Below are 25,547 nucleotides of genomic sequence, written 5' to 3' on the forward strand. Positions count from 1 at the left end.
GTTAGTGCTTCACCCACACCAGCTGATCGACCCGGAAGCCCAGCTCGCGTGCGGTGTTCAGGTAGTCCTGTTTTACCGCATCCGGAATGGTCGGGGTGCGCGATAAAATCCACAGATAGTCGCGGTTCGGGCCGCTGACCAGCGCGTACTGGTACTTATCATCCAGCTTGATCACGTTATAGCCGCCGTAGAACGGGCCGAAGAACGATACCTTCAGCGCAGCCGTGGTCGGTTCGCCGGTAAAGTACGCCTTTCCTTCGCTCTCATTCCATTTTTTCTTCACCGGATCGTAGCCGCGGTTCAGTACGCTGATACCGCCATCGCTACGCTTGCCGTACGTCGCGGTGACCTGTTCCAGACCGCGCTCGAAGCGATTTTCCAGTCGGGCGACTTCATACCATTTGCCGAGATAGCGGCTGGCATCAAAGCCGGTAATGGGCTGCACGCCTTTCGGCGGCGTGGGAGATTTACAGGCAACCAGCGTCAGCGCAATGGCGACACCGGTAACGACAGGCCATAGCCTCATGAGAACTCCTTTCATTTACGCGGTTGGACGTTAAGTGTAGCGCACCCGTGCGGCGCTTCATCCCGTCGGGGGAATATTCGTAGTATATTGAGACAACTCCTTCTCTTCGGATGCAGACATGGCTTACTCCATCGGCGAATTCGCCAGACTCAGCGGCATCACCGCCACCACGCTGCGGGCGTGGCAGCGACGCTATGGCTTGCTCAAACCCGAGCGTACGGACGGCGGTCACCGCCTGTACAGCGATGAGGACGTTCAGCAGGCGCTGAAAATCCTCGACTGGGTAAAAAAAGGCGTACCCATCGGTCAGGTAAAATCACTGCTGGAACGCCCTGCGCCGCGCCGCGCCAATAACTGGCAAACCCTGCAACAGGCCATGCTGCAAAAGTTGCAGGAGGGGAAAATTGAGTCCCTGCGTCAGATAATTTACGACGCCGGACGCGAATACCCAAGGCCAGAGCTGGTCACTAACGTGCTGCGTCCGTTGCGCAGCCAGATATCGGCCAACGTCGCCGCCGCCATGACGCTGCGTGAGATCCTCGACGGCATCCTCATCGCCTATACCTCGTTTTGCCTTGAGGGCGATAAAAAAGCGCCGGGCGATAACATCCTCATCAGCGGCTGGCATCTGAACGACCCCTGTGAGATCTGGCTTGAAGCTCTGACGCGCACCGGCCAGGGCCACCGCATCGACATACTGCCGGTTCCCCCTGCCGCGCTGGCCCCGGAAATTTTCCCGGACCGCAAATGGCTGCTGGTCACCAGCGGTAAACTTACCGCCGCGCGGAAAAAGCAGGTTGCGCAGTGGCAGCAGCAGGTTTCCCTTGAGGTGATTATCCTCTGATTATTTTCTGCTGAGGCAATCTTCACGAAAAGTTGAATATTTTTTCGCACAGCGAGTGCTAACGTTTTCCTGTCACCGACAACTCAACAGGAAAACACGATGAAAAAGACACTCCCTCTGATGATGCTCGCTGCAATGGCTTTCGCGCCTGCCGCGTTCAGCGCCCCGGCAGGCACCCTGAGCGTTCACGTTCTGGACCAGCAAACCGGTATGCCGCCAGCGGATGTGGCCGTCACGCTGGAGAAGCAGGAGCAGGACAAGTGGACCCCGATTGCCAGCGGTAAAACCGACCACGACGGGCGCATCAAATCGCTCTATCCGCAGGATCAGGATATGGCGCCTGGCGTGTATAAAGTGACCTTCAAAACCGCCGATTACTTCCACGGTAAAAAGCTGGACTCCTTCTTCCCGGAAGTGCCGGTGCTGTTCACCGTCACCCGCACCAATGAAAAACTGCACATCCCGCTTCTGCTCAGCCAGTACGGTTACTCAACCTACAAGGGCAGCTGATTGCTCTTGATTTTAAAGACGATTTAAAAATAATCCCGCCAATACTTGGACAAATACGCATTGTTGTGTAACTTTTAGGTATGAGATCGGGAGGTGCACACCATGACAACAAAACCTGTGCTGGGTATTAGCGGATGTTTGACCGGTTCCGCCGTTCGCTTTGACGGCGGGCATAAGCGTATGGGCTTTGTGATGGATGAGCTGGCGCAGTGGGTCGCTTTCCGTCCGGTATGCCCTGAAATGGCTATCGGCCTGCCCACGCCTCGTCCGGCGCTGCGTCTGGTGATGACCACCGGCGGCGAGACAGAAATGCGGTTCAGCAAAGCGCCGCACGATGACGTCACGCAGAAGATGGCCGCATTTACGGCAGATTATCTGCCGAAAATCGGCGATCTGGCGGGTTTTATCGTCTGTGCAAAATCGCCCAGCTGCGGCATGGAGCGCGTGCGGCTGTACGACGAAAACGGCAACCGGGGCCGCAAGGAGGGTGTCGGGCTGTTCACCGCCGCCCTCCTTGAAACTTTCCCCTGGCTGCCCGTCGAAGAAGACGGTCGCCTGCACGATCCGGTACTGCGGGAAAACTTTGTTGAGCGCGTTTTCGCTCTCCACGAACTGAACATAATGCGTAAAAATGGCCTGACGCGCCGTGCCCTGCTGGACTTTCACAGCCGCTATAAGCTTCAGCTTCTGGCGCACCATCAGGCAGGCTACCGTGAAATTGGTCCGTTCGTGGCATCACTGCACGAGTGGGACGATCTGGACGCGTTTTTCGTGACCTATCGCGACAAGCTGATGACCATCCTGAAAAAACCCGCTTCGCGGAAGAATCACACTAACGTGCTGATGCACATTCAGGGCTATTTCCGTAACCAGCTGAACAGCCGCCAGCGTGGAGAACTGCGGGATGTGATCCTGCATTACCGGGACGGGCTGCTGCCGATCCTCGCGCCGCTGACGCTGCTGAAGCATTATCTGGCTGAATACCCTGACCGGTATCTGATGACGCAAAACTACTTTGATCCCTATCCTGATGATTTGGGTCTGCGTCTGGCCGTTACCTGATAAGAAAGAAGCGAAGGCCCTGTTGACCCACAGAGGCCCAAAGCAGTACCCCGTTTAGACGACACCCTCACTGTCGTCTTTTTTTTGCGCTCAGCGTAGAATACTGTAATTCTGTACAGGTTAAGCGTGCGCAGCGGAGTACCCCGATGATCAAAAATTTGCATATTCAGAACTACCGCTCAATTCGCGATATGTCGCTTGAGCTGGAACAGCTCAATATCGTGTTCGGCCCCAACGGCACCGGAAAATCCAATATTTATAAAGCGATTTATCTGATGCACAGCGCGGCGCAGGGGCAATTCTCCCAGGCGCTGGCGAACGAGGGGGGAATTTTGAAAGTGTTCTGGGCGGGCAAAACCCGCAGCGACCAGCTGCGACGCATGAACCTGGCGGTGGAAACGGAAACCTATGAATATGAGCTTCAGGTCGGGTTCGTGGAAAAGCTGCCCTACCCCTCACAGTTTCAGCTCGATCCGGTGATCAAAGAGGAATCTATCTGGCTCGGCGGACAGCACCGTCGCCCGTCGTCACAGCTGATGAAGCGTAAGAATCAGGCGGTATTCCTGAACAACGTGCATCACGAAAAAGTGACCCACAGCGGTACGCTGTATGAGAACGAGTCGGTGTTCGGTCAGCTCGGTGAACCGCACCTCTACCCCGAAGTGTCGCAGATGCGCGAGTCCCTGCGTAACTGGCGATTTTATCACGAGTTTTCCGTCTCATCCGGCTCGGCGATCCGTGCCCCGCAGGTGGGCTTTCGTTCCCCGGTGCTGGCCAGCGACGGCGCGAACCTGACCGCCGCGTTTCAGACCATTGTCGAAATTGGCGACGAGCTGCTGCTGATGCGCATTCTCGACCAGGCCTTCCCCGGCTGCGTGTTTTACAGCGACAACACCGGCGGGCGCTTCCGCATGATGATGCAGCGCGAGGGGCTGAGCAGACCGCTGGAACCGGCAGTGTTCTCCGACGGCACGCTGCGTTTTTTGTGCCTGGCGGTGGCGCTGTTAAGCCCGCGCCCTCCCGCATTCATCGCCCTCAACGAACCGGAAAACAGCCTGCATCCGCAGATGCTGCCCGCCCTGGCAAGCCTCATTGCCGAGGCCAGCCGCTATTCGCAGATCTGGCTCACCAGCCACTCGCCGGAGCTGGCGCATTTGATTGAGAAGCACCGATCGTTTTCGCTGTATCAGCTGTCGATGGCGGAGGGGGAGACGAGGATGGAGAGGCTGGGGTAATTGCCAGGTGGCGCTACGCTTACCTGGCCTACTGGCGAGTACGAAACGTCTTGCGCCACTCCGCCGGGCTGACGCCAAAGCGCGCCTTAAATTGCTGCCGATACGTCACCGCTGATAAAAACCCCACCTGCCCGGCGACATTTTCGATTGGCAGGTTGCCGGACTCCAGCAGGATCTGGCTGCGCCGCAGGCGCTCGGCGGTAAGCCAGTCGGCAACGCTCATGCCCGTCGCCTTGATAAAATGGCGGGTCAGCGTGCGCCGGCTCATCGACACCACTTCCGCAAGAGAGTCCAGGTTATGCGGTTCGGAAATATGCTGCTGAAGGTAGTCAATCAGACAGTTAATCCGCCCATCACGGGTATCTTTCGGCACAGGTTGCGCAATAAACTGCGCCTGCCCGCCCTCTCGGTGCGGCGGGACGATCATCCGGCGGGCAATCTGATTGGCGACGACGCTGCCAAAGCGCTGACGGATGATGTACAAACAGCAGTCGAGCGCGGCGGCGGTACCCGCCGAGGTAATCATATTGCCGTCATCCACGTAGAGGGCGTTGATATCCAGTCGGACGTCCGGAAATAGCGACTGGAACTGGCGTTCAAACTCCCAGTGTGTGGCGGCCCGTTTGCCGCTGAGTATGCCCGCATAGCCCAGCACAAATGATCCCAGACACAGCCCAACAATTTCCGCCCCGTTGTCTCTGGCCTGAACCAGGCTGTCGAGCAGCGTCTGAGGCGGGCGCTCCAGAACGTGCTGCCAGTAGGGTACAACCACAATTTCAGCCGATGCGATCGCGGAAAAATCCTGCGTCGCATGCAGGGCAAAACCGTCTTTCGAGTTCAGGAATCCCGGTTTTTCAGCGCAGATCGTGACGTTAAAGCGCTTTTCCCCGGATACCGTGTCGCCAAACAGGATGCAGGGGACGGAGTAGTGGAACGGGCTAAACCCGTCCACCGCGACAATGGCAACGTTAATAAGCGGCATCTGTCTCTCCTGTCCCCTTTAACAGTCAGAATATAACGGTTTCGCCGTCCTGGGGAATGCTCACCGCGTCACCTGCCTCGTTGGCATCAACATACTCGCGCAGCGCGCGGCGGGTCAGCAGGCAGTGGTTGAGAGCTTCCATATGGGTCGCCACGATTTTCGCCTGCGGCAGCAGGAAATGCACGTTAAGCAGATCTTCTTCCCCCATGATAATCGGCCCAAACCCAATGACATGAGCGTAACCGGCGTTGAGCACGACGATATCCGGCTGGTGCTTTTGCAGATCGGCCGCCACCGCATCGCGCCAGATGGTATCCCCTGCGATATAAAGCGTCTTCTCATCGGGATGACGGAACACCACGCCGCAGGCTTCCCCCAGAAACTCTGCCAGCTCCGGCACGGCGTAAGCGCGGTCAGTACCGTGCTGGCCGCCGTGGGTTTTCACTATCCGGATATCGCCGTACGTTGTTTCCCCGGTCATGATCGTCAGGTTGGTAAATCCCTGGCTGCGCAGCAGCGCGGCATCGCTATCATTTTGCACGTAGATCGGCTTGCCTTTGGCGATCAGCTCAACGGCGTACTGATCCCAGTGATCGGCATGGGTATGGGTGACGATCACCGCGTCAGCATCCAGAAGCGTTTGAACGTCAACGGGAAGATCGACCATCGGGTTGCGAATATCAGCCCGCGCCGTGCCGGGAAAACCCGGATAAGTGCCTTTTGGCGCCAGCATTGGGTCGATTAAAAAGCGTTTTCCCGCGTAAGTGATCAGCTGGGTGGCATTGCGAATTTGCGTAATGTTCATGGGCTATCCTCCGGTTGGTATGAGAAGGAGAATAGCCCCAGGGTGCCGTTAAGAATGTGGGCTAAAGGGCGATGATCGATGAAATCGGGTCAATCGATAAACCGCTTGCGCACCCTTTCCAGCGGCGCAATCAGCAGATTGATAAGCGGCTTACGATCGATAACGATATCGGCGTTCACCGTCATTCCGCCCATCAGCATGCGCTTTTTCTTGTCCGGGTCGGTAAACCAGGAGGGGACGCGCACTTTAGCCAGGTAGTAGTTCTGCCCTTCCTGGAGCGGGATCAGCGCCGAATGGGCATCAATGTTTACCTCATAGAAATCGGACAGCGTCGCCTCCACGGAACCGTATTTGTCTACGGGCCAGGAGTCGAAGCGCAGCTTGACCTTATCGCCTTTCGCCACGCGCCCCACCCCCGTTGCCGGAACATACAGGTACCCCTCCATCGTCGCCGCGGTATTTTTACGGATCACCACCACCACCTCGCTATTTTGCGTAATGGCCCGGCCAGGCGGGAAGTTAATCGCCACCACGTAACCGTCGGAAGGGGCCAGCATCGCCATGGTGGAACTTCCCCGGCTGGACAGGTTGCGGTCAATTTCGCTGATACGGTTTTTCACATACAGCTGCTCTTCGCTCAGAGAGTCAATTTGCGACTGGGTGCTGTCGGTCAGGCTGGTTTTTCGTGCCTCAAGCTCAAGAATAGTGCTCTCCTCCAGCGTCAGGTTGAGCTGCGCATTGAGCACATCGTTGTGGCTTTTATCGAGATCCACTTTGGAGACATAGCCCTTCCCGGAGACGGATTTCCACGCCTCGTAGGTGTCGGTGCTGTTTTTTAACAGCGCGCGCAGCTTCTTCACCTTATCGCGGGAAACGGCGATCTGCTTGTCGGTGAGAGCCAGCTGCTGCGCCAGATTTTTGCGATACGACGCAATCGAGTCCTCAATGGCCTGGATGCGCTGCTCGCTGCGCTTCTTCTCCGCTTCCATCTGCTGGCGGTCAAACTGCACCACCGAGCCCTGCTTGCCGCCATAGTCCTGTGACACGGTGAACAGCGGATCGTTTTCCTTCACGTACTGGCCCGGCCGTACGGCAAAATCCACAAGCGTACCGGACTCCCGGGCGCGCACTTCGACATCGCCCTGCGCCGGGATCAGCACCCCGCGTGCCAGCGTGGTTTCCGAAAAGTTAAAGACAATCGCAAAGACCAGCAGGCAGAGAAAAAAGGTGATGAACAAGGTCAGCACGGCTTTCAGCCGTGGCGCGTTGATGTGATAGCTTTTTGAGAAATGATGCGGGATCAGCGCCCGCCGCTGTCGGCTTCGGTTTTTTAATTTCACGATATGTCATCCATGATAAATCACTGAAAGATCGTCCCATGCACTCCAGAGCGTGGGGGTTTTACGCAGCGCGTTCAGCGTGTCGGCGGCGGCCTGACGGTAATCCTCTGGCGCATACGCCTGACTCTCCAGCCCAAACTCTGCCGCGTGCAGCGAACAGATCGGCAGCAGCGTTCGGACGCTGTAGCCATAGCGCGATAAAAACCGCGTTGAGACATCCGTTAACCACGCCTTTTGATCCCCTGCCTGGGTGGAGAACAGCGGCGCATCCGGCAGGCGTTCGTCCATCAGCAGCACCGTCACCAGGCGGTGAGGGGCAAAAAACGAGCTGGCGCGTCGGCCTTCGTGCGCGGCCATCAGCTTATGCAGCGCAGGGTGACGGGTAATAAACTGAAAGCGCACATCGGCTGGCGCGGTGGCAAGCAGCGCATCCACGATCAGACCAAAGCCCGCCCAGCGCATTCCCAGAAGCAGGGTGCGAGATGAACTGTAAAACGCCTGCTCCTGCGTCCACTGCGCCACGTACGCGTGCAGATCGAAGCGGACGTTGCGCGCCCAAAGCGCGGGCGGGAAGATCTGCTCCACGAAGTTAAACCCGCTCAGCTCATGGGCGTTCTGATGCAGAAAATCAGCCGGGACATCGGTCTCCGGGCAGCGCATAAACTGGCTGTAGTTTTGCGTGATCCGGTTTGCCAGCAGCGTGCGCCCGGCCTGGCGCGCGCAGAGTCGCGCATAGAGACGCGGCAGAAACATCATTGCTCACTCTCCCGCAGGGTGCCGTTTTCCATGGTATAGAGACGCCCCTGGCAGCCCACCACGTCCGGCGAGTGGGTGACAAACACCAGGCCAATCCCCAGGCTACGCAGGTTCGCCAGCACTTTCTGCGCGGTCGTTTTATCCAGGTTCGCCGTCACTTCGTCACAGAGCAGAAGCTTAGGCTGGCTGTACAGGGCGCGCGCCAGAACCAGACGCTGCATCTCCCCGGCAGAGAAAAAGGTGTTCCCCGGCAGCATCTCCGTTTCGTAGCCGTGCGGCAGCCTGGCGACGACGTGGTCCACCTCCGCCAGCCGACACGCGGCAATGACCTGCTCTTTATCCGGTGCGCTGTCAAAGCAGGCGATGTTGTCCAGAATCGAGCCGGTAAAGAGAATATCGTCCGCATGGACGATGCGGATGTGCTGACGCAGCGAGGAAAGATCGCACTCCTCAATGGGGATCTTATTGATCCGCAGCGTGCCAGACGATGCCAGCAGCATGCCGGAGATCAGACGCAGCAGCGTGGTTTTTCCCGACCCGCTCTGGCCCACAATCACCGCTTCTTCGCCCTGCTTCAGGGTCATATTGATATGCTGTAGCGTGGCCTCCCGGCCAGGATAGGCAAATGAGACATCCTCAAATTGCAGACAGACCGGCGAGGTGACAATCCGCTTCCCAAACTGGCTGGTTTCAGAGGGGGCAAACAGCAGGTCGCCCACGCGATCCAGCGGCCCCTTGAGGGCATTTTTGTCCAGCAGCTTCTGCGCCACCTGCACCATGGCATCGGAAAAATAGCGCTTATAGCTGATATAGGCGTAAAGCATCCCGATGCTCATCTGCCCTTCCAGGATCAACCACGCGCCAAAGCAGACCACCAGCAGCTGCTCGGCATTGATCACCAGCAGCGAAGCCACGTCAAAGCGGGCCAGCAGCCGCTCTTTACGCATCAGCCCGGCGATGTGTTCGCGCTGGGATTTATCCATCACCGCATCCCGGGCCTGCTCCATATTGTTCGCTTTGAGCGTAATGATCCCTTTCTGCGTCTCCACCAGCAGGGATTCATACTGGGCGGTGCGCTCGATGGAGTCATCCACCGCGCGTTGATAGGGGCCGATCAGCGAAAAGCGGATCAGGAAAAACACGCCCATCAGCAGCATCGTCAGCAGCGCAATTTTGACGTTATACAGCAGCATAAACAGCAGGCTGGTGACGGCGATCAGGCTGGAAAAGAGAATTTGCACGTAACCATTGCTGATGAACTCCGCGCAGGCGTGGAGCGATTTTTCAATGGCCAGCACGATGCCCGGCGGGCGCGAGCGGAACCAGCTGGTCTGGGTGCGCAGCATGTAGTGGCGCACGGACTGGCTTAAATCGTCATAGGCAATGTTACGCATCAGGATCTCAAGCAGCTGCTTGAGGAATTTACCGATGACTTCAAAGATAAAGACAATAGCGAAGATCGCGGTGAGCAGGATCACCAGATCGCTGTCGCTGCGGGAAATGGCCTCATCCATAATCAGCTGCACGTAGGTGGGGCTTGCCAGCATGGTGATGAGGGTAAAAATACAGAGCACAAACAGCAGCAGCTGGCGCTGGAACAGGCTCGGGGATTTATTGGCTAACCGGCCAAGCGTGAGCTTTTCATCCGGGGATTTCTTTTCGAAGCACGGCGTGGGCTTAAGCTCAAGAACATAGCCGGAAAAGAGTTTTTCCGCCTCTTTCAGACGGTAACGACGCACGCCGCTGGCCGGGTCGTGAACGGTCACGCTGCGGCTGTCGATCTTCACGATGACCACGAAATGGTTGCCGCGCCAGAAGGCGATGAGCGGCAGCTCAGACGTTTCTATTTCAGTGATTTCGCCTTTAAGCACCCGGCCAGACATATTTTTATCGCTGGCAAGGGTCATCAATTCCGCCATTGAGGTTCCCGCATCGGCGGAAACGGAAATCTCCCGGCGCAGCTGGCTGACAGAGACATGGTGGTCGTAGTGCCCCAACACCATCGCCAGGCAGGCCAGTCCACATTCGGTAAATTCATGCTGGCGAATAACAGGGGTCTTACCCTGTTTTTTATACTGAAAGAGCGAAAACATAATGATCCGTGGCTGAAATAAAAAAATGGCCCGGCAATGCGGGCCATGCGTACAACGTGCTTCTCGCTTAGGCGCTGAAGAAACCGCCGATGAAGCCGCCCACCAGGCCGAACACGCCGCCGATGGTGCCGCCCAGCGCGCCTAACATCTGGCTGCCCGCGTTATAGCCCGCGCTTGCGCCCTGAATAGCGGCAGCAAACGGATCCCAACCACCGATGATGGCCTGTGCTTTTTTGAAATCAATAACTTGCATGAGTCTTTTCCTGTTAACGTGAATTAGTTGTAGCTACCAACCAGCGCACCCAGGAAGCCCATTGCGCCACCCAGAATTCCGCCAACCACACCGCCAACCATGCCCATGATGCTTGCGCCGGTGTCGTAACCCAGCTGTGCACCTTTAACCAGACCAGCGAACGGGTTTAACGCGCCACCGATAATGTCTTTCGCTTCTACGAATGAAATCGCTTTCATTTTTATCTCCTGTAGTGATGGATCTTTAGCATGATGCTAAAGGCTAATTTCCTTTTATGAAGGAAAGCGGTTGCTACGGGCAGGTGGTAAGCGGAATGATTTTATTGCCATAAATAATCATCCGCCTTGCAGCCTGCCCGGCATTATCTATTTCCAGCCGTTGCCCCGGCGGAATATATTTTGAATTGTTGTATTGCGTACTGCACCCGACCGAGGAAACATATTTAAAATAGGTATTCCCGGTATTACTCACCACCCCGTTGCTAAACGCATAATCAAAATGTCGTGTCCATGGACGGACAATCAAAATAGCCTCAAGCGAGACCACCACATCCGACTGGATGCGCTGGCCTTTGCGCGTGATAACCTTTGCCTGGAGCGGCGTCTCGGTGAATTTTACGCGATAGTATCGCTCTTTGTTGTCATGCGGGCCGGTATAATAAAATTTAAAACCCGCGCGTTCACCGCTCCCCAGCGTTAATTGCTTAGGCGAATACATGACTTCGCCGTCTTTTATTTCGGTTTCTTTTCCCTTCTCTTTAGGAACGTCTACCTGAATAAGCGAAACGGTATAATTCTGACGCTCGCTGGTATCGTTTTTTATCGGCTGAAAAACAACTTCTCTTTCGGGAAGAAAATCAATATTCAGACTTTCGATAATTAAAGCATTTGCCCCTGTGGAAATGAAGCAATTTATTGCAAAAATAGCCAGGAATTTTCCAGTCATGGTTGATTAATTCCAGGATGCGCTAACATCTATTCTTCCCTGCGCGGTCACTTCACCAAACCAGCTATTTCCGTCATAGGTGGTTTTCGATACCGGATTATCCATAACGAACTGGAGGATCAGCGGTGTTTTCCAGAGCCACATATCGGTCACGCCGGAACTCATTTTGTCCCACTCTTCCGCATGGGTGGCCGGCGCCGGGATCGACAGTACTTCGCCTTTACAGTTGTGCGCCATCAGCGTCTGGCTTTTCCCCACCAGCACGTTGCCCGGAATGGGAACCGTGAAGCCGTTGCCGCTAAAGGCGCAGTAGTCCACCCCATTAAGGCTTTGGGTAGGCCCGGTGACTTTTACCGTGACCGCAATCGCCGCATCTTTTTGCGCCCCGCTGTAGGTGATGGTGTAGGGGATCTCAATGGGCGCTTCGCCGATAATGCCTTTCCCGGAGCCGCCCAGACCGTCAGGATCGAGGGTGTAATCCGGGTTGTCTGGCACAATCTCCAGCCCGGGCTCGATAGGGTTAATCACCAGGCCGCCCCCCGGCTGGAAGCAGAAATCCGCCGCCAGCGAGCTGTTGCCGGGCGTCAGACACAGGCTGACGATATTGCCAATGTTGCTGCCGTCCCCCGCCTGCGCCACGCTCAGAATTAACGCTTTCGGCAAAAAGATTTTAAGGGACGCTTTGCCGCCGTTTTTCTGCGGCGCTGCAAGGAAGGTGTTCGCCAGGACACGCGTATCGCTCAGGATACCGCCGGAGATACTGTACCAGGTGTTTTCATCGAAGGTCAGCTCGGCGGCAAGCCCGGTGCCGCCGCTCATGTGCGATTGCAGCACGCTGTTGACGCGGGAAGAGGTGAGCGCCAGCCCCCCGTTGTAACCGGAGATATCCTCCCCAACAAACGTGTATTCGAGCAGGTCGCACAGGACGCCAGAGACCGTGTTGCGGGTGTATTTGGTGCAGGTGGCCCCCGTTGATCCATCGACAATCGTCACCTCACCGCTGATCGGGTCAATCCCCAGGTTAAGCGCCCTGGCGTTGGTCATGGTCAGCGTGCCCACCTTGTGAAGCGTATTGGTGGTGGTCACTTTGTTGATGGAGCTGATTTGCGGCGTGGAGGTGATGGTCACTTCATCCCCTGGCGCGGCGTTGAGCAGATAGTTAAAGAACGGATCGCCCAGTACCCAGCGCCCGTATGACGTGCCGGGCTCCATCACCGGCGGCTTAACCACCATCGACGTGTCGGTATAGCTGGTCGTCGGGGTGTACCCCGTGTTGCCGCAGGACGAGGAACACGCCGTCCCTTTGAAGAACGGAGAGGCGCTGGAACCGGTCACCGAAAAGTCGATGGTCAGCGCGCTGCCTGCCGGACCGCTGTAGCTGTTGTCCGGGATGTAAGTGGCGATACCGTTATTCGTTTTCGCACTCAGGGTCGGCCACTCGCGCGAACCGTGTAAAAACGCGGTCGACGTGCTGTTCAGACTAAACAGCCCCGCGCTGTTTCCCGTACCGTTATTGTCCGGGTTATTAATGGCGAAATAGGGCAGCTCCTGCGCCTGGGCCGCCGCGCTCATCAGCAGTAAATTAAGAGCGAATATCTTTTTCATCGTCACGTTCCTGCGTTCCTTTTGCTTCCTGCCAGACAAAATCGCCTTTGTCGCAGGAGATGTCCCCGAGCCACAGCGCACCGCGGTTAGACTCGATGTCCAGGCGCACTTCGCAGACGCTGTCGTCCGGCGTGGCGATACTCAGGACAGGGTTGTTCTTATCAACGTCGATCACGAAGCGTCCGTCGTTTTCCGTCCGGGTCAGCCCGACATGGTTTTTGATCTGCATGGCGCCAACCGGGGCCCCGTTTGCATCCACAAGACGACCAAACAGGGTGACGATTTTCTTCACCTGCGGCTTCATCACCACGGTATTGCCCGGATAAACCGTGATATGGCGACGCGCATTCGCGCCAATCTCATAGCTTTCCGTACCGGTTTCACTGTTCATCACTTCCAGGTCATAAGCCTGGTATGCCGGCAGCGACAGCCAGGTCTTATCCCCTTTGATGCGTTCCGCCCGGCCGTTAAGCTTCAGGGTCAGTGCTTCATCAGATTTGAGACCGGTACTGACAATCACCCCTGCGCTTTCGGTACCTTTCCCGGCGGCGATGGCCTCTTTGGACCAGCCCACGCTGCCGTCACTGGTCAGCGTGGAGTTCCAGCCTTTACTCATGCCGCTCTGGACGCTGAGGATGTTGCTGTTCCACGGCGTGTCGAAGTTCACGCTGCCGCCGCCGCTTACGCTGCGATCCTGGCGGCTGTTAAAGGCTTTCGAGACGTTGGCGGTAGCCGATTTCAGGTAATCGCCCTCAAACTGGCGGCTGGCGCTGACGTTCAGCGCCGTGCCGGTATCGCGATTGTGGGAAACGCCAACCGACACGGTATTGCCGAGCGGTATGGCGAAATCGAGCATCACGTAACGATCTTTCTCTTCGTAATACCCGTCGTATTTGTTGCGCGACATTCCCACCCGCAGGCGCGCCGTACCGTAGCGACCGGCGTATAACCCCTGGGAGTAGTCCAGCTGATAGCGTTTATAGCGATAGAGGTCGTCTTCCTGACGCATCAGGCTCAGGTTGCCTGCCGAGGGCAGGCCGAATGACGGCAGGCTAAAGGAAGCGCCCCAGGTGTTGCCCTTGCTCTCATAGATATCCAGGAACTTGCCGCTGGAGAGCTGTTCATGGGAGTACCACACCGAGCCGATCTGCCACGGCAGGCTGAGATTCGCCCCATAGTTGGCGCGATACGTTCCGTCGGAGGCGGCCATGGTCTGGGTATTCACCGAGAAATAGCCCGTCAGGTTCAGGGAGGCCCACAGCTCGCTGACGATGTGTTCCCGCATCATGTAGGTAGAGGCGTTCCAGTCGACCATCCCGCTGCGCTTGCTGAACGAGGCTCCCACCAGCGACATGGTGTCTTTATGTTTGGTGTCGTAATCGTAGTAGTAGGTGTTATCCTGCTCGTTTTTGCGTTTCGCGTATTTTTTATAATTGACGACGGATTTATCGCGGCTATACATCCCGCCCCACATCTGCCAGCGCAGCGTTTCCGACACGTTGCTGGAGAACGGTTTATTTACGGTGTACATGCTGCGCGACACGGTGCGGCTTCCGCTCACCACTTCAACTTCGACGCTGTAGATCCCGTAGGGCAGGCTGCTGGTGTCAATTTCATGGTTGCCGACGTCAAAGCGCTGAATGCCGATAAGCTGCCCGTCACGACGAATACGGGCCTCGCCCGCCGTGGGAAAATAGACCACCACCGGCGTCAGAGAGAGCGTGTTATCGCGCTTGCGGGAGTTGGCCTGGTTGCCCATGGAAACGCCGTAGACTTCACCGCCGGAAATCCCGCTGACGCTCGCCAGAGACTGCATCGCCCAGCCGTTCAGCATGCCCGCGGCGTAGCGCATCCCCTGATAGTCGCGCTCCCACATAACCGCGTTCATCTGGGTATCGCTGCTGCTCTCGTTGACGTAGCCAGAGCCATCGATCAGCACATGATCGACGCCCATTGAGATCCAGTTTCTCGCGTTCAGATAGCCCGACGACCAGCTGTCACCGTAGCCGCTCTCGGTGTGATACGCCCCGAGGTTGTAGGAGAACGTGCCGCTCAGGTCGTCAGACTCCGGCGCATCAATATCCACCTCACGCGGGCGAATATTCACCCCGTAGTCGCTCTGCGACAGATTCAGCAACAGGCGCATTTTTTTCTGATCCAGTTCGAACGCCGAACCCGCGCTAACCGGAATACGCATCTGGCCATCAAACTGCTTATCGTTAATGCTTTGCAGTAACGCCCGCATCTCTTTTGACAGACGAATGCCGTTATCAGACTCCTGGACCTGAACATCCCTCAGCCCCAGCTTCAGATCTTTTGCAAAGAGCGTCACGTCACCGATACGAACATATTCGCTCGCCGTGCCTTCGTGGTTCCCTTGTTGTGCTGAGTGTGGACGCGTATTCACCAGATAGACGGGAATTTTGATCCCCTGCTCCAGCAGTGCATAAAGCGAGTCGGGAAAACGGTAATTAGCGATAACCACGGAGCTTGAGGCTGCATGCGCAAGCGCGGGCAGCGTGCCGGATGCGCAAGCCATCATCACCGGCAACACTAATTTATTTTTCACCATGCATCCTTACTTAACAGGAATGAACTGTTTCAGGTCCCATATTCCGAGATGAAAATGGTTATCCGTAACGTTGATATCCTCGATAGCGCGCGAGGTCTCTGGCATCAGGTAGAAGTTTTTGCTACACGGCGTGCCGGGGGATTCCGGATTCGGCTTCAGGCAGGTCCCGGTCGCATTGACGCGAAACGAGGTGTTCCCTTTATTGGTTATTTTTCCCGCCACATAGACGAAGTCGATCTTCTTATCCCGGGGCTGAACCACCAGAATGGTGCTCACCACCGCACGCGTCATCCCGGTGCCGTTTTTTGGCGAACCGCTGTCCACCTCTTCGCTTACCCCTTCATCCGTGAAGGTAATGCGGTAGTAACGCTCTTTGTTATCGGCGTTCCCGTGATAGTAAAATTTGACGATATTGCTGGTACCGGCGGGCATTACCATGCGCGTGGGCGTCAGCAACAGTTCGTCCACTTTCTCCGGATTAATGACGATCCCTTCATCCATTGGGCTGCTGATCCGCTGTGCGCGAACAGAAACAATACGCACGCTGTCTGCTTCGTTTTTTATTTCCTTGGCGGTGGAGTCAGCATCCGCAGAAATAATGGTGGTGACTTTTCCCACATTAATGGCCAGCGCGGAGGAAGAGATAAATAATAAAAATAAGAAGGTGGATTTGAGGTTAAACATGCTATTTCCCTAAACAGGGGCTTGCGCCCCTGGATCGATCAGGCCTTAGCCCCAGGTTGCGCGGAACGCAACAGACACGGTCCCTTCCCACAGGCTGTTGGTCAGGTCTTTGAACTCTTTCGCAGTACCCGCGTTGTCCTGAGCGGAGTCAACGTAGAAGACGAATTTGTCCTGGCCGGTAATTTCGGTATCTGCCGCCGCGCCTGCGCTGGTGGTCAGGTTCCACAGGCCAGAAGAGACGCCGGTGTTAGAAGAAGAATCAACCAGCGTGGTCCATGCGGTCGATTTCGCCCCCACGGTGCCACCGATAGAGCCCAGGTCGTTACCGCCCCAACGCGCACCCACTTTCAGCTTGGTCGCTTCACCACCCACGCTGAACAGCGTGTTGTTTGAATCGTCGAGGATAGCTTCGAGTTTGAAGCTGGTCGCCGTAGAGTGATCGCCACGGATAGCCACATCAAACAGACCGGTATCGGTGTTGAAAGATTTGGTATTGGCGCTGTAAACGAAGTTCAAAGCACGCGTTGGCGTAACAACCAGATCGGATTCGCTGTCTTTGGTCGCGGTTGCCTGCCAGGTGGCAGAAGCCGTCGTTTCAGCTGCATTAACTGCGCTCAGGGCAGAAACAGACAGCAGGGAGCCCAGAACGATAGCGTTCAGTTTGTTCATTTATTTAGTCCTTCAAAAAAGAATCCACGTGTATAAAAAGGGGAGCCCCTTTTTCGAGGCGGAGTATAGACAGCCGCAAAATAACGAGGCAATACAGAAAAATTCACTCGACGGAGAGCAACAATAAAAATATAAATAAATTTCTCGTATCTTATTGTTACGTATTGAGTAAATTACTCAATTTCCCGAGTAATAGATAAATATCGATTTTTCAATAAAGAGAAATATCAGGACGTCGGGACAGCCACACACATCATTACAGGCAACACCAGCCCCTTAATTAACCACGCATGTTTTTTTACGCTGGTAATATAGAAGAAGTTGATATTATCAAGTAACATTTCGTTTACAACGCCATCCGGCGCCGCATCATCTTCAGATTTATTCAGCTTTTTATCCTTAATATAAAAGATATTGCTGCCGTCGACTTTTTCCACGCTGAGCGTGTAATTTCTGTCAATCAGGTAGCTTTTGCCCTCTTTCTTGAGTACGCCTTTATGAATAACCGTCACAACATCTTTGTTGTTAAACAGGAAAAGCGTGGTTAGCGACATATCGGTTGACTCACCCGTGGAATAGGTTTTCCAGGAAATGGTATCTGACTGGCAGCCAAACCCCTCATCCTGCGTTCTGGTAAAATAGACCCATAACAACGCGATGACAGACAGCGCCAGTACGATACTGAACAGTACACTCATTTTAGTCCGTGACATATTTTAACTCCCGGTCAGGCTTCTGTAAGAAATGCAGTTCTTATAATCGTCGATACTGTCCTGCTGATAACAGATGGCCAGGAAATAATTTTCTATCTGCGACTTTTTAAACCTGGAATAGTAAGCATCTGCAACCTGATGTTGACAGTCGATATGTTGACTGGCGATGACCTCTTTTACGTGATTAAAGTAGTGCTGTCGCGGCTGATACATATTCTTATCGATCAGGTATATCGTACACCTGTCCACTTTACCGAGCAGATGCATATCAGAATCTTTCAGGCTCTCGGCATAGGAATCCCGCTGGTGCAATAGTAAAACAGCGGTGCCGGTAACAATAATTAGTAATAACGTGCAGAGAGAAATAAAGAGTCTGTGCAGCGATATTATTTGTTTAGGCGGATCGGCATCTTTCTTATGCGCTAGCGTATCGAATGCTTCAGAGGCAGATTCTTCGCTAAGCGTTGAAATAACCGGCGGCCTGACCGTGTGGTGTTCAATATGCGCGGCAAGGCTAAATCCCTTGCCACGTATCGTTTTTATCAGTAAAGGGTCGCATCCTAATGTACGAAATGCTTTTCTGATTTCACTTATGGCAACATTCAGACTCACCGAAGAACCAGAGAAACCATGATCCTCCCAGACCTTCTTTATCAGGTCGTCTCTGTCGAGTGTTTTACCATTATTGATGATAAGTTCATAAAGCAGACGACCCGCCTGGTTAGATAACTTAATGGATGACTCTTCCTCTCCATTAATCATGATCATACCGGTGTCGACTTCATAAAGCATTGTAAGATCAATGAGATACTTCATATTATTATTACGCCATTGTTAAATTTTTGTGCATTTGCCAGGCAATAATAAGTCTAAAGTTTGTGTGGTCAAGTCGCGTGATATTAATTGAGAGATGAATTCATAAAGCTTCATTAATTAACGATTATTAAAGCATTAATAAAAATCTTCGAACTAACGCATTTAGGTTAAAACATTAAAAAAAACATACTGACAAGATTATAATCTTAAACTTTAGAAGTTGTTGGAATAATGTTTTGTTATGTACTTTTTTAGTGCAACATAATATCGTCAAAGCATTCTCCCGAGTCGCCATGCGTCTAGCCGGTACATCAGGGACATGTGTAGCCGATTAACATTCATTTTAAATAACACAAATCTTCATGGAGTTTATCATGTTCAAATCGATCATGACCGTATCACTGCTGGCCGCCGCTATTGCCTCTACCAGCGCAGTGGCCGCAGACAATTCGGCGGGTGGTATCATTAACTTTACCGGCGCTATTACCGATACAACCTGTACCATTAACGGCGGTAAAAGCGCGGACTTTACCGTTGCGCTTTCCCCTATTTCGGTAAAAGATGCGGGCACCACGGTTGGCCTGATCACCCGAAATAAAAAATCTATTGCGCTGACATTCTCTGGTTGCTCACCAGCAGCCGGAACGACCGGTACCCCGCTGAAAGTTTATTTCTCCAGCGCGGATAATATTTCCACTGACGGTAAATACCTGCTGAATAACAGCGTGAACGAAAGCGATGCCAGCGTGGCACGTAATGTCGGCTTTGCGTTAGTGGAGCCAGGTTCGTCTACGCCTATTACCCTGAACCAGCCTTACACGACAAATATTATGGGTACAGCGACCGCGCCAGATTCCGAAACGCTGACGCTGGACGTTTATTACTATAAAACAAACGCCGCTGCCGCCACCGTGGGCGAGTTAAGCTCCAACGTAACGTATACCATTTCCTACCTGTAATAGTGATTATTCAGGCTCTGTTTTCGCAGAGCCTGTATTTAAGGTTGCAATCATGCGCAAGGCAATTTTGCTGGCAGGCTTACTGCTAAGCACGGGTCACTCATGGGCCAATATTGTCATTAATGGCACCCGTGTCCTTTATCCTGAAAATAACAAAGAGGTGATCGTCCAGTTAATGAATACGGGCGATGCGCCGGCTCTGGTACAATCCTGGATAGATGACGGTGATATTAATTCCACGCCGGAAACAGCCAATGTGCCGTTTCTGTTGTCGCCGCCGGTGATAAAGGTTAACGAACATAATGGTCAACAGCTTCGTATTAAAAAGCTGCCGTCCAGCTTGCCTGCGGATCGCGAATCCGTCTTTTTCCTGAATGTCCTCGACATTCCGCCCAGACCTGAAAATCTGCAAAACCAGAATACCGTTCAGCTGGCGATTAAATCCCGTATCAAACTTTTTTATCGGCCCGCTGCGCTGAAAGGCACGCTGGATGACGCGGTGGCGAAACTGACGCTCGCCGCCGACGGCGATCGCTTTCGCATTACAAATAACAGTCCGTTCCATATTACGGTCGCCAATATTTCGCTGGGTAAAACGAAATTGCTCCAGGAGTCCCCGATGGTTTCCCCGTTTGGGCAGCTGACGGTCGCCGCCAAAAATACGGTTAAGCGCGGACAGACCTTCCAGCTGATGTATGTGGACGATCTTGGCGCGTATAAAACCCGCACTTTCACCAGTCAGTGATCGGAAAGACTCACCATGAAAATGAAACAAAACAGACTCTGTCTGCTGGCAGTCTGCACGCTTCTGCTTTCGCATAAATCAGGGGCCGTCTCGTTTGATCCCTCCCTGCTTGCTGGCGCATCCGGTGAGTCCGATCTGTCTCGCTTTTCCGAAAACAACGCCATGCCTGCCGGCAGTCAGGAGATGGATATCTACGTAAACGGCAGCTGGAAGGGACGTTATACCGTCATCTACGGCGAGCAGCGTGACGACATCCGCCTTGCCTGGAAAGATGCCCGGTCGCTGGGCATCAACACCACGTCCGTGCCTGCGCCCGCCATTGCGCACGGGCAGGTCCAGCTGCGCGATCTGGTTCAGGGCGGTGAAGTCAAAACCGATACCAGCACCCTGAGTCTGGCGCTTACCGTTCCGCAGGCGGCCGTGCAGCGTACTGAAGAAGGTTACATTGCCCCCCAGTTCTGGGACGAGGGGATCCCGGCGCTGATGCTCTCGTGGAACACGACCTGGTACAACACCCACGCGAAAGGCACTGCGAAAGACACAAATGATGATTTTTATGCCGGGCTGGATTCCGGCGCCAACCTGTTCGGCTGGCAGTTTCGCGACAGCAGCGCCTGGCGGAAAACCGCCAGCGGAGAGAGTAGCTGGCAGAATAATACCCGCTACCTGCGCCGTCCCCTGGCCTCGCTGAAATCCAACCTGACGCTGGGTGACTTTTATATTCCTGGCGATCTGTTTGATTCCCTGCGCGTGCGCGGCGTGTCGCTGGCGTCGGATATGAAGATGCGCCCAAATTCACAGCAGGGTTTTTCACCGGTGGTTCACGGCGTGGCACGGACGAACGCCCTGGTGAAAGTTATCCAGAATGGCAACGTGATCTATCAGGAGAACGTGCCGCCGGGCCAGTTTACCCTCGACAGCATTCAACCTACCGGCTCCGCGGGCGATTTGCTGGTGGTGGTGCGTGAAGCGGACGGTTCACAGCAGTCCTTCACGGTGCCGTTTTCCGCCGTGCCCGGGATGCTAAAAGAAGGGGTGAGTCAGTACAGCGTAGTGGCGGGTAAAGTGCATCAGAACACGCTCGATGCCGAACCCGCATTCATGCAGGCCACGCTGCGCTACGGGTTTAATAACCTCATCACCGGGTATACCGGGACGATTATTAGCGATAACTACCAGGCCGGGCTTATCGGTACCGGGTGGAACCTTCCCTTTGGCGCGGTCTCGTTTGATGTCACCCACGCCAAAACCACCCTACAGGATCGCACCAGCAGCGGTCAGAGTTATCGCGTGTCGTACAGCAAATTTATCGATACCACCGCCACCAACTTCACCCTGGCGGCCTATCGCTATTCCACTAAAGGCTATTACAGCTTCAGCGACGCGCTCTATTCGCGCGAAGGGTATCAGCGCCTGAGAGCGCAGTACGACGACTATGAAGATCGGTTTGGCGTTGCGCCCGACATGTCGCTAAGCACCTGGGACGCCCTGCGCGCGGCGCAGCCCAAGAATACCTTTACGCTTAACCTTAATCAGCGCCTGCTCAATAACTGGGGCACGGTGTTTGTCTCCGGCACACAGCGCGATTACTGGAACTCACAGCAAACCACGCGCGAATATCAGATGGGCTATTCCAACGCCATCGGCCGCGCCAGCTATACCCTGTCGGCCAGCCGGGTACGGAACAGGGACAGTGAAGAAGAGACGCGCCTTTACCTCTCCCTCAGCCTGCCGTTCTCGCTGTTTGATAATAATGCGTGGATCACCTCCAGCCTGACGGCCAGCGATTCGCATTACGAACAGAGCAATATCAGCATGAGCGGGAACGCGCTGACGTCGAACCGCCTGAGCTATACCCTCTCCGGCAGTAATGCGCGGGGGGGTAAAAATGCGGCAAGCGTTAACGCCGCGTACCGTTCGAACTTCGCGACACTCGGTGGCTCTTACAGCGAATCCTCCGACTACCGCCAGACCGGGCTCAGCGGACGCGGAAGCCTGGTGGCCTACCCGTGGCACGTTCTCGCCTCAAACGAAACCGGCACAACCATGACTATCGTCGATGCGCCAAAGGCGGAGGGACTGATGGTGAACGGCGATGAAAGCATTATGACGAACCGCGATGGCGTGGCGCTGGTCCCTTACGCCACCCCGTATCGCAAAAACGCCATTACGTTAACCGAAACGGAAAACAGCGCTGGCGCGGAGGTGATCGGCAATATGGCTAACGTGGCGCCTTATGACGGGGCGGTGAGTTATATCCGCTTCGAAACCGATAAGCGCCAGTCATGGGTACTTCATGCGACGCGCACCGACGGCAAACCGCTGCCGTTTGGCACTGAAGTGCTGGATGAACACGGTGGATCTGTCGGGTATGTCGGCCAGGCCAGCGTACTGTATATCCGTGCTGAACAGCCGCCACGCGCGCTCAACGTGCATCTCCGCAGCGGAAAGTGCGAAATCTCCTCCCCGGCCTGGGGGCTGAACAGCCCCTCATCGGTTTGCCATTAATTACGGATTATCAAAATGTTACGATCATTCATGTTCCTGCTCCTCACCAGCATTAGCGGGATGAGCTATGCCACCTGCTCCGGCAGCAGCATCGTTTATGGCACACCGATTACCATTGATTTATCGGATAAGCTGAGCCCGGCCACGCCCACATGGACCGGCAGCTTCAGCACCCAGTACAGCGGCTCGTTCAACTGTACGACGGGTAACAGTGAATTTTCTTACACGCCGATCCTCTCGACCGACAGCAAATACGCGACCATCCTCGGGTTCAGCAATAACAAGTATATGGTGCGGGCGGAGATCACCGATCCCCCGGCCAATAAAACCCTGTCTGCCAGCGGTAGCCATACGGCGTCTGAGCTGAACACACCGTTTACGGTTCGCTTCACCCTCGTTAACCAGAGCGGTACCACCCTGACGGGGGATACGGCGAACATGAGCGACGTTCTGTTCGTCAGCGACATGAGCGGGTTATCCATCTGGGAAATCATCACCTGGCCAATCAATCAGGTCATCAAGATAGCGCAGTGGTTATTCAGCGGGTTCAAGTGGCCTTACGACAACCGCGATATGTTTGGTCAGCCGATGATCATCAAATACGCGCCAAAACTGACTACCTGTTCCTTTGATAATGCGGGGCTGACCGTGGCGCTGCCGACGCTCGGCATTCCCCAGCTCAGTGCATCCTCACAGCCGGGGCTGACGCCTTTTTCACTGAACATGAGCTGTCAGAACGTCGGGGTTAACGGCAATTCCGATCGGTCAATTGAGATGTTTCTGTCCAGCACGCAGCTGCTCTCAACCGACAGCTCGGTGCTGATCGACAGCAGCAGTAGCGCGGCGCAGGGCGTGGGGCTCCGCCTGATAAAACGTGACGCCCCGCAAACGCCGGTGACCTTCTCTACCTCAACCACCAGCCGTGGCAACGCCACGATGATTTTCAGCGTGGCGGCTGGCGCGGCGCTGGACGAACATTTCACCCTTCCGATGGCGGCGTACTATTACGTGTGGGCGCCCGCCCAGGTGAGCCAGGGTAAGATCAATACATCGGCTACGCTGAATATTATCTATCCCTGATGTGAACTATTCCTCCATCTTTCCAACCGCTTGCACATACTTAATCAGTTCGCTGTGGTTGGAAAGATTCAGCTTTTTCATTGCATTGTGTTTCTGTGTCGCAATGGTACTGACCGAACGGTTTCGATGACGGGCAATCTCCGTCGTTGAAAATCCTTCCACGATAAGATGAAGCACCTCCCACTCTCTGGCCGAGAGGATGGAACGCGCCCGGGAGCCGGACCGCATTACCCGCCTGAGCCACGAAGAGATCGACGGTTTTTGCCCGTCCGCCATGAGCAACGCGGGTAATTCCTTTTTCAGTTCAGTCAATTCATCCTGCTGACTGATGGTTAATTCAAATTTCATCTCCAGAACTTTTTTTAACAGCCCGTAAGGCAGCTCGGGCACCAACAGAACACGCCTGACGTGATGGGTTTTACATAAAGATGTAAAACGGCTGCTGACCTCCGCACTCCACTCTTTATGATTAAGCAGATAATTAAATTCAGTGAAGAAAACATCCACGTTATTATCCGCCACCGCCGCCAGCGCCTGTTCTGTGGAATCGACCTGAGTAATGTTCAGTACGTAATCGGGTAAAAGATCCTGGAGCGCCCGGAATATTATCTCTTTAAATATATTTATTTTGTAAAACACCATTACCCTTACGATACGTTCAGTATTATTCATGTCTTTTCTAAATTCTCGTGACCGGAGGAAAATGATAATAGTTTATGTACTCACCACTCACAACCTCTTCGCGCCAGGATTTTATCCTTCTCAGGATTAAAAATCTGAACAAGGACATTAAATTCATAGAAAAAATTCTATTTTATTCTGCACGCCGTTTCCCCTCGCAGATAAAGCCCTGTCGATAACCCTGCCACGATCACAATTTTTCTTACAGAAACAGCAGTAAATCACTGAAAAGGCGGTGGATTAACCCCATTAATCAACCTTCTGATGCTTATTATCCGCTCATTTACAGAATAAAAATCTGGCATGAATATTATTAGAAGATTAAAACAATTGCATATACCATTAAAACCATTTTTCAATTTTATCTTCCGCTAATAATTGGCTTCAGCTTTACTCGACGGTTTGTATTGGCTTACATTGATGCCATCGCATCGCGTTATTTAAAAAAGTGCTCGCCATTCTTTTAATAAGAGAGTGCGAACCGCCATTTTCTCTTATATGGACTGTTTACTCAGCGAAAGGAGAATGCCAATGCAAAATAAAAAAACAATTCACGTTGCCGTTGTTGACAGCTGCGAATTCACGATGATTGGCCTGCAATCGCTTGGAAAGCGTGAGCCTGATGAAAAACACGACGTTATTTTCCATGGATTTACCCATATCGAAGAACTTGCTATGAGTGAACAACTCTTTGATATCATCATTTATGATCCGTTGAATACGCGTCATTTCCGGGTGACGACGAATGACGACATTCTCTGTATTAAACAGAAACAAGTGACGGCGAAGATCTATATCTATTCGTTATCCGCCGGCTATTTGAAATTCAAACATGTTGATGGAGTCATCAGCAAAAGAGTCTCCCTTGGGGATATCAAAGCGCTGTGGCAAATACTGATGAGCCAGACGCCGCAAGAGTCTGGCCGTTACAACGTAGGCATGACGACCCGCTTACGCACCCCGGCGAGGCTGTCCAGCGAGGAGGCAAGCGTATTGCGCGGCTATTCCTGTAATCTCAAAACCAAGCAAATCGCCCGTCAGCTGGGGTGTAACGTCAGGCTGGTTTACTTTTATAAGAACAACGCCATGAACAAGCTTAAGGCCGTGCGTGGCCCCTCGTTTTACCAGAGCATTCGCTGGATCCTGAATTAAAAATTTGACCGT

At 54.1% G+C, this 25,547-nt stretch carries 25 protein-coding genes; 9 read left to right on the forward strand and 16 right to left on the reverse strand.

What is annotated here, in order from left to right:
• Position 1 precedes the first annotated feature (1 nt).
• Positions 2–526, reverse strand: coding sequence for a lipocalin family protein (locus KTH07_RS20020; protein WP_015570073.1), 525 nt, complete (start codon positions 524–526; stop codon positions 2–4).
• Positions 527–644: 118 nt separating this feature from the next.
• Here KTH07_RS20020 and KTH07_RS20025 point away from each other — a divergent pair, with 118 nt between their 5' ends.
• The 4 genes from KTH07_RS20025 to KTH07_RS20040 all read left to right on the forward strand — a co-directional run bounded on the left by KTH07_RS20025 (position 645) and on the right by KTH07_RS20040 (position 4,177).
• Positions 645–1,370, forward strand: a complete 726-nt coding sequence (locus tag KTH07_RS20025; protein ID WP_023302852.1) for a MerR family transcriptional regulator — start codon at positions 645–647, stop codon at positions 1,368–1,370.
• 99 nt (positions 1,371–1,469) lie between these two features.
• Positions 1,470–1,880, forward strand: coding sequence for a hydroxyisourate hydrolase (uraH, locus tag KTH07_RS20030; protein WP_017693985.1), 411 nt, complete (start codon positions 1,470–1,472; stop codon positions 1,878–1,880).
• Positions 1,881–1,982: 102 nt separating this feature from the next.
• Positions 1,983–2,942, forward strand: a complete 960-nt coding sequence (locus tag KTH07_RS20035; protein WP_017383648.1) for a DUF523 and DUF1722 domain-containing protein — start codon at positions 1,983–1,985, stop codon at positions 2,940–2,942.
• A gap of 146 nt (positions 2,943–3,088) precedes the next feature.
• Positions 3,089–4,177 (forward strand): AAA family ATPase, encoded by a 1,089-nt coding sequence (locus KTH07_RS20040; RefSeq protein ID WP_032620741.1) that lies wholly within the window; start codon positions 3,089–3,091, stop codon positions 4,175–4,177.
• Positions 4,178–4,205: 28 nt separating this feature from the next.
• On the opposite strand, the gene KTH07_RS20045 is transcribed toward KTH07_RS20040, so the two are convergent.
• The 14 genes from KTH07_RS20045 to KTH07_RS20110 form a co-directional block, all read right to left on the reverse strand.
• On the reverse strand, positions 4,206–5,159 hold the full coding sequence (locus KTH07_RS20045; protein WP_017383650.1) for a GlxA family transcriptional regulator: 954 nt from the start codon (positions 5,157–5,159) through the stop codon (positions 4,206–4,208).
• A 25-nt stretch (positions 5,160–5,184) separates the two neighbouring features.
• The gene (locus KTH07_RS20050; protein ID WP_017693987.1) at positions 5,185–5,964 is read right to left on the reverse strand and encodes an MBL fold metallo-hydrolase; all 780 of its coding nucleotides are present in this window, start codon (positions 5,962–5,964) and stop codon (positions 5,185–5,187) included.
• 89 nt (positions 5,965–6,053) lie between these two features.
• On the reverse strand, positions 6,054–7,304 hold the full coding sequence (locus KTH07_RS20055; RefSeq protein ID WP_017693988.1) for an HlyD family secretion protein: 1,251 nt from the start codon (positions 7,302–7,304) through the stop codon (positions 6,054–6,056).
• A gap of 6 nt (positions 7,305–7,310) precedes the next feature.
• Complete coding sequence (locus KTH07_RS20060) at positions 7,311–8,060, reverse strand: hypothetical protein (protein WP_017694789.1); 750 nt, start codon at positions 8,058–8,060, stop codon at positions 7,311–7,313.
• Positions 8,057–10,153, reverse strand: a complete 2,097-nt coding sequence (locus KTH07_RS20065; protein ID WP_017383654.1) for a peptidase domain-containing ABC transporter — start codon at positions 10,151–10,153, stop codon at positions 8,057–8,059. The genes KTH07_RS20060 and KTH07_RS20065 overlap by 4 nt, the downstream gene beginning before the upstream one ends.
• Before the next feature lie 67 nt (positions 10,154–10,220).
• Positions 10,221–10,406, reverse strand: coding sequence for a hypothetical protein (locus KTH07_RS20070; protein ID WP_001196016.1), 186 nt, complete (start codon positions 10,404–10,406; stop codon positions 10,221–10,223).
• Between the two features lie 23 nt (positions 10,407–10,429).
• A complete protein-coding gene (locus tag KTH07_RS20075; RefSeq protein ID WP_013094846.1) occupies positions 10,430–10,624 on the reverse strand; it encodes a hypothetical protein in 195 nt (64 codons plus the stop codon).
• A 73-nt stretch (positions 10,625–10,697) separates the two neighbouring features.
• Complete coding sequence (locus KTH07_RS20080) at positions 10,698–11,351, reverse strand: hypothetical protein (RefSeq protein ID WP_006812468.1); 654 nt, start codon at positions 11,349–11,351, stop codon at positions 10,698–10,700.
• A 6-nt stretch (positions 11,352–11,357) separates the two neighbouring features.
• Positions 11,358–12,956, reverse strand: a complete 1,599-nt coding sequence (locus tag KTH07_RS20085; RefSeq protein WP_023302845.1) for a hypothetical protein — start codon at positions 12,954–12,956, stop codon at positions 11,358–11,360.
• A complete protein-coding gene (locus tag KTH07_RS20090; protein WP_032620742.1) occupies positions 12,934–15,528 on the reverse strand; it encodes a CS1-pili formation C-terminal domain-containing protein in 2,595 nt (864 codons plus the stop codon). The genes KTH07_RS20085 and KTH07_RS20090 overlap by 23 nt, the downstream gene beginning before the upstream one ends.
• 6 nt (positions 15,529–15,534) lie before the next feature.
• Positions 15,535–16,212 (reverse strand): pilus assembly protein, encoded by a 678-nt coding sequence (locus KTH07_RS20095; RefSeq protein WP_015570085.1) that lies wholly within the window; start codon positions 16,210–16,212, stop codon positions 15,535–15,537.
• A gap of 45 nt (positions 16,213–16,257) precedes the next feature.
• Positions 16,258–16,881: a common pilus major fimbrillin subunit EcpA gene (locus KTH07_RS20100; protein ID WP_003860995.1), complete on the reverse strand. Its 624-nt coding sequence runs from the start codon at positions 16,879–16,881 to the stop codon at positions 16,258–16,260.
• A 227-nt stretch (positions 16,882–17,108) separates the two neighbouring features.
• Positions 17,109–17,579, reverse strand: coding sequence for a hypothetical protein (locus tag KTH07_RS20105; RefSeq protein ID WP_017383656.1), 471 nt, complete (start codon positions 17,577–17,579; stop codon positions 17,109–17,111).
• A gap of 18 nt (positions 17,580–17,597) precedes the next feature.
• Positions 17,598–18,410, reverse strand: coding sequence for a winged helix-turn-helix domain-containing protein (locus KTH07_RS20110; protein ID WP_015570087.1), 813 nt, complete (start codon positions 18,408–18,410; stop codon positions 17,598–17,600).
• A 374-nt stretch (positions 18,411–18,784) separates the two neighbouring features.
• Here KTH07_RS20110 and KTH07_RS20115 point away from each other — a divergent pair, with 374 nt between their 5' ends.
• From KTH07_RS20115 to KTH07_RS20130, 4 genes are read left to right on the forward strand one after another with little or no spacing between them, the layout of a single operon-like run.
• Positions 18,785–19,369: a fimbrial protein gene (locus tag KTH07_RS20115; RefSeq protein WP_017383657.1), complete on the forward strand. Its 585-nt coding sequence runs from the start codon at positions 18,785–18,787 to the stop codon at positions 19,367–19,369.
• A gap of 52 nt (positions 19,370–19,421) precedes the next feature.
• A complete protein-coding gene (locus KTH07_RS20120; protein WP_015570089.1) occupies positions 19,422–20,114 on the forward strand; it encodes a molecular chaperone in 693 nt (230 codons plus the stop codon).
• 15 nt (positions 20,115–20,129) lie between these two features.
• Positions 20,130–22,622, forward strand: a complete 2,493-nt coding sequence (locus KTH07_RS20125) for a fimbria/pilus outer membrane usher protein (protein WP_032620547.1) — start codon at positions 20,130–20,132, stop codon at positions 22,620–22,622.
• Positions 22,623–22,637: 15 nt separating this feature from the next.
• Positions 22,638–23,702, forward strand: coding sequence for a fimbrial protein (locus KTH07_RS20130; protein ID WP_023302842.1), 1,065 nt, complete (start codon positions 22,638–22,640; stop codon positions 23,700–23,702).
• 6 nt (positions 23,703–23,708) lie between these two features.
• Here the strand turns inward: KTH07_RS20130 and KTH07_RS20135 are convergent, their stop codons facing one another.
• Positions 23,709–24,344, reverse strand: coding sequence for a LuxR C-terminal-related transcriptional regulator (locus KTH07_RS20135; protein ID WP_015570092.1), 636 nt, complete (start codon positions 24,342–24,344; stop codon positions 23,709–23,711).
• A 570-nt stretch (positions 24,345–24,914) separates the two neighbouring features.
• Here KTH07_RS20135 and KTH07_RS20140 point away from each other — a divergent pair.
• On the forward strand, positions 24,915–25,535 hold the full coding sequence (locus tag KTH07_RS20140; protein WP_015570093.1) for a LuxR C-terminal-related transcriptional regulator: 621 nt from the start codon (positions 24,915–24,917) through the stop codon (positions 25,533–25,535).
• The last annotated feature ends 12 nt before the right edge of the window (positions 25,536–25,547 follow it).

It is taken from the genome of Enterobacter cloacae complex sp. ECL72, from assembly GCF_019056635.1.
Lineage (GTDB): Bacteria > Pseudomonadota > Gammaproteobacteria > Enterobacterales > Enterobacteriaceae > Enterobacter > Enterobacter hormaechei_C.

What these genes read in the sequence shown, in the direction of transcription:
- KTH07_RS20020 (WP_015570073.1), bottom strand. Translation starts at nt 526, where the DNA reads ATGAGGCTATGGCCTGTCGTTACCGGTGTCGCCATTGCGCTGACGCTG.
- KTH07_RS20025 (WP_023302852.1), top strand. Translation starts at nt 645, where the DNA reads ATGGCTTACTCCATCGGCGAATTCGCCAGACTCAGCGGCATCACCGCC.
- uraH (WP_017693985.1), top strand. Translation starts at nt 1,470, where the DNA reads ATGAAAAAGACACTCCCTCTGATGATGCTCGCTGCAATGGCTTTCGCG.
- KTH07_RS20035 (WP_017383648.1), top strand. Translation starts at nt 1,983, where the DNA reads ATGACAACAAAACCTGTGCTGGGTATTAGCGGATGTTTGACCGGTTCC.
- KTH07_RS20040 (WP_032620741.1), top strand. Translation starts at nt 3,089, where the DNA reads ATGATCAAAAATTTGCATATTCAGAACTACCGCTCAATTCGCGATATG.
- KTH07_RS20045 (WP_017383650.1), bottom strand. Translation starts at nt 5,159, where the DNA reads ATGCCGCTTATTAACGTTGCCATTGTCGCGGTGGACGGGTTTAGCCCG.
- KTH07_RS20050 (WP_017693987.1), bottom strand. Translation starts at nt 5,964, where the DNA reads ATGAACATTACGCAAATTCGCAATGCCACCCAGCTGATCACTTACGCG.
- KTH07_RS20060 (WP_017694789.1), bottom strand. Translation starts at nt 8,060, where the DNA reads ATGATGTTTCTGCCGCGTCTCTATGCGCGACTCTGCGCGCGCCAGGCC.
- KTH07_RS20065 (WP_017383654.1), bottom strand. Translation starts at nt 10,153, where the DNA reads ATGTTTTCGCTCTTTCAGTATAAAAAACAGGGTAAGACCCCTGTTATT.
- KTH07_RS20070 (WP_001196016.1), bottom strand. Translation starts at nt 10,406, where the DNA reads ATGCAAGTTATTGATTTCAAAAAAGCACAGGCCATCATCGGTGGTTGG.
- KTH07_RS20075 (WP_013094846.1), bottom strand. Translation starts at nt 10,624, where the DNA reads ATGAAAGCGATTTCATTCGTAGAAGCGAAAGACATTATCGGTGGCGCG.
- KTH07_RS20080 (WP_006812468.1), bottom strand. Translation starts at nt 11,351, where the DNA reads ATGACTGGAAAATTCCTGGCTATTTTTGCAATAAATTGCTTCATTTCC.
- KTH07_RS20085 (WP_023302845.1), bottom strand. Translation starts at nt 12,956, where the DNA reads ATGAAAAAGATATTCGCTCTTAATTTACTGCTGATGAGCGCGGCGGCC.
- KTH07_RS20090 (WP_032620742.1), bottom strand. Translation starts at nt 15,528, where the DNA reads ATGGTGAAAAATAAATTAGTGTTGCCGGTGATGATGGCTTGCGCATCC.
- KTH07_RS20095 (WP_015570085.1), bottom strand. Translation starts at nt 16,212, where the DNA reads ATGTTTAACCTCAAATCCACCTTCTTATTTTTATTATTTATCTCTTCC.
- KTH07_RS20100 (WP_003860995.1), bottom strand. Translation starts at nt 16,881, where the DNA reads ATGAACAAACTGAACGCTATCGTTCTGGGCTCCCTGCTGTCTGTTTCT.
- KTH07_RS20105 (WP_017383656.1), bottom strand. Translation starts at nt 17,579, where the DNA reads ATGAGTGTACTGTTCAGTATCGTACTGGCGCTGTCTGTCATCGCGTTG.
- KTH07_RS20110 (WP_015570087.1), bottom strand. Translation starts at nt 18,410, where the DNA reads ATGAAGTATCTCATTGATCTTACAATGCTTTATGAAGTCGACACCGGT.
- KTH07_RS20115 (WP_017383657.1), top strand. Translation starts at nt 18,785, where the DNA reads ATGTTCAAATCGATCATGACCGTATCACTGCTGGCCGCCGCTATTGCC.
- KTH07_RS20120 (WP_015570089.1), top strand. Translation starts at nt 19,422, where the DNA reads ATGCGCAAGGCAATTTTGCTGGCAGGCTTACTGCTAAGCACGGGTCAC.
- KTH07_RS20125 (WP_032620547.1), top strand. Translation starts at nt 20,130, where the DNA reads ATGAAAATGAAACAAAACAGACTCTGTCTGCTGGCAGTCTGCACGCTT.
- KTH07_RS20130 (WP_023302842.1), top strand. Translation starts at nt 22,638, where the DNA reads ATGTTACGATCATTCATGTTCCTGCTCCTCACCAGCATTAGCGGGATG.
- KTH07_RS20135 (WP_015570092.1), bottom strand. Translation starts at nt 24,344, where the DNA reads ATGGTGTTTTACAAAATAAATATATTTAAAGAGATAATATTCCGGGCG.
- KTH07_RS20140 (WP_015570093.1), top strand. Translation starts at nt 24,915, where the DNA reads ATGCAAAATAAAAAAACAATTCACGTTGCCGTTGTTGACAGCTGCGAA.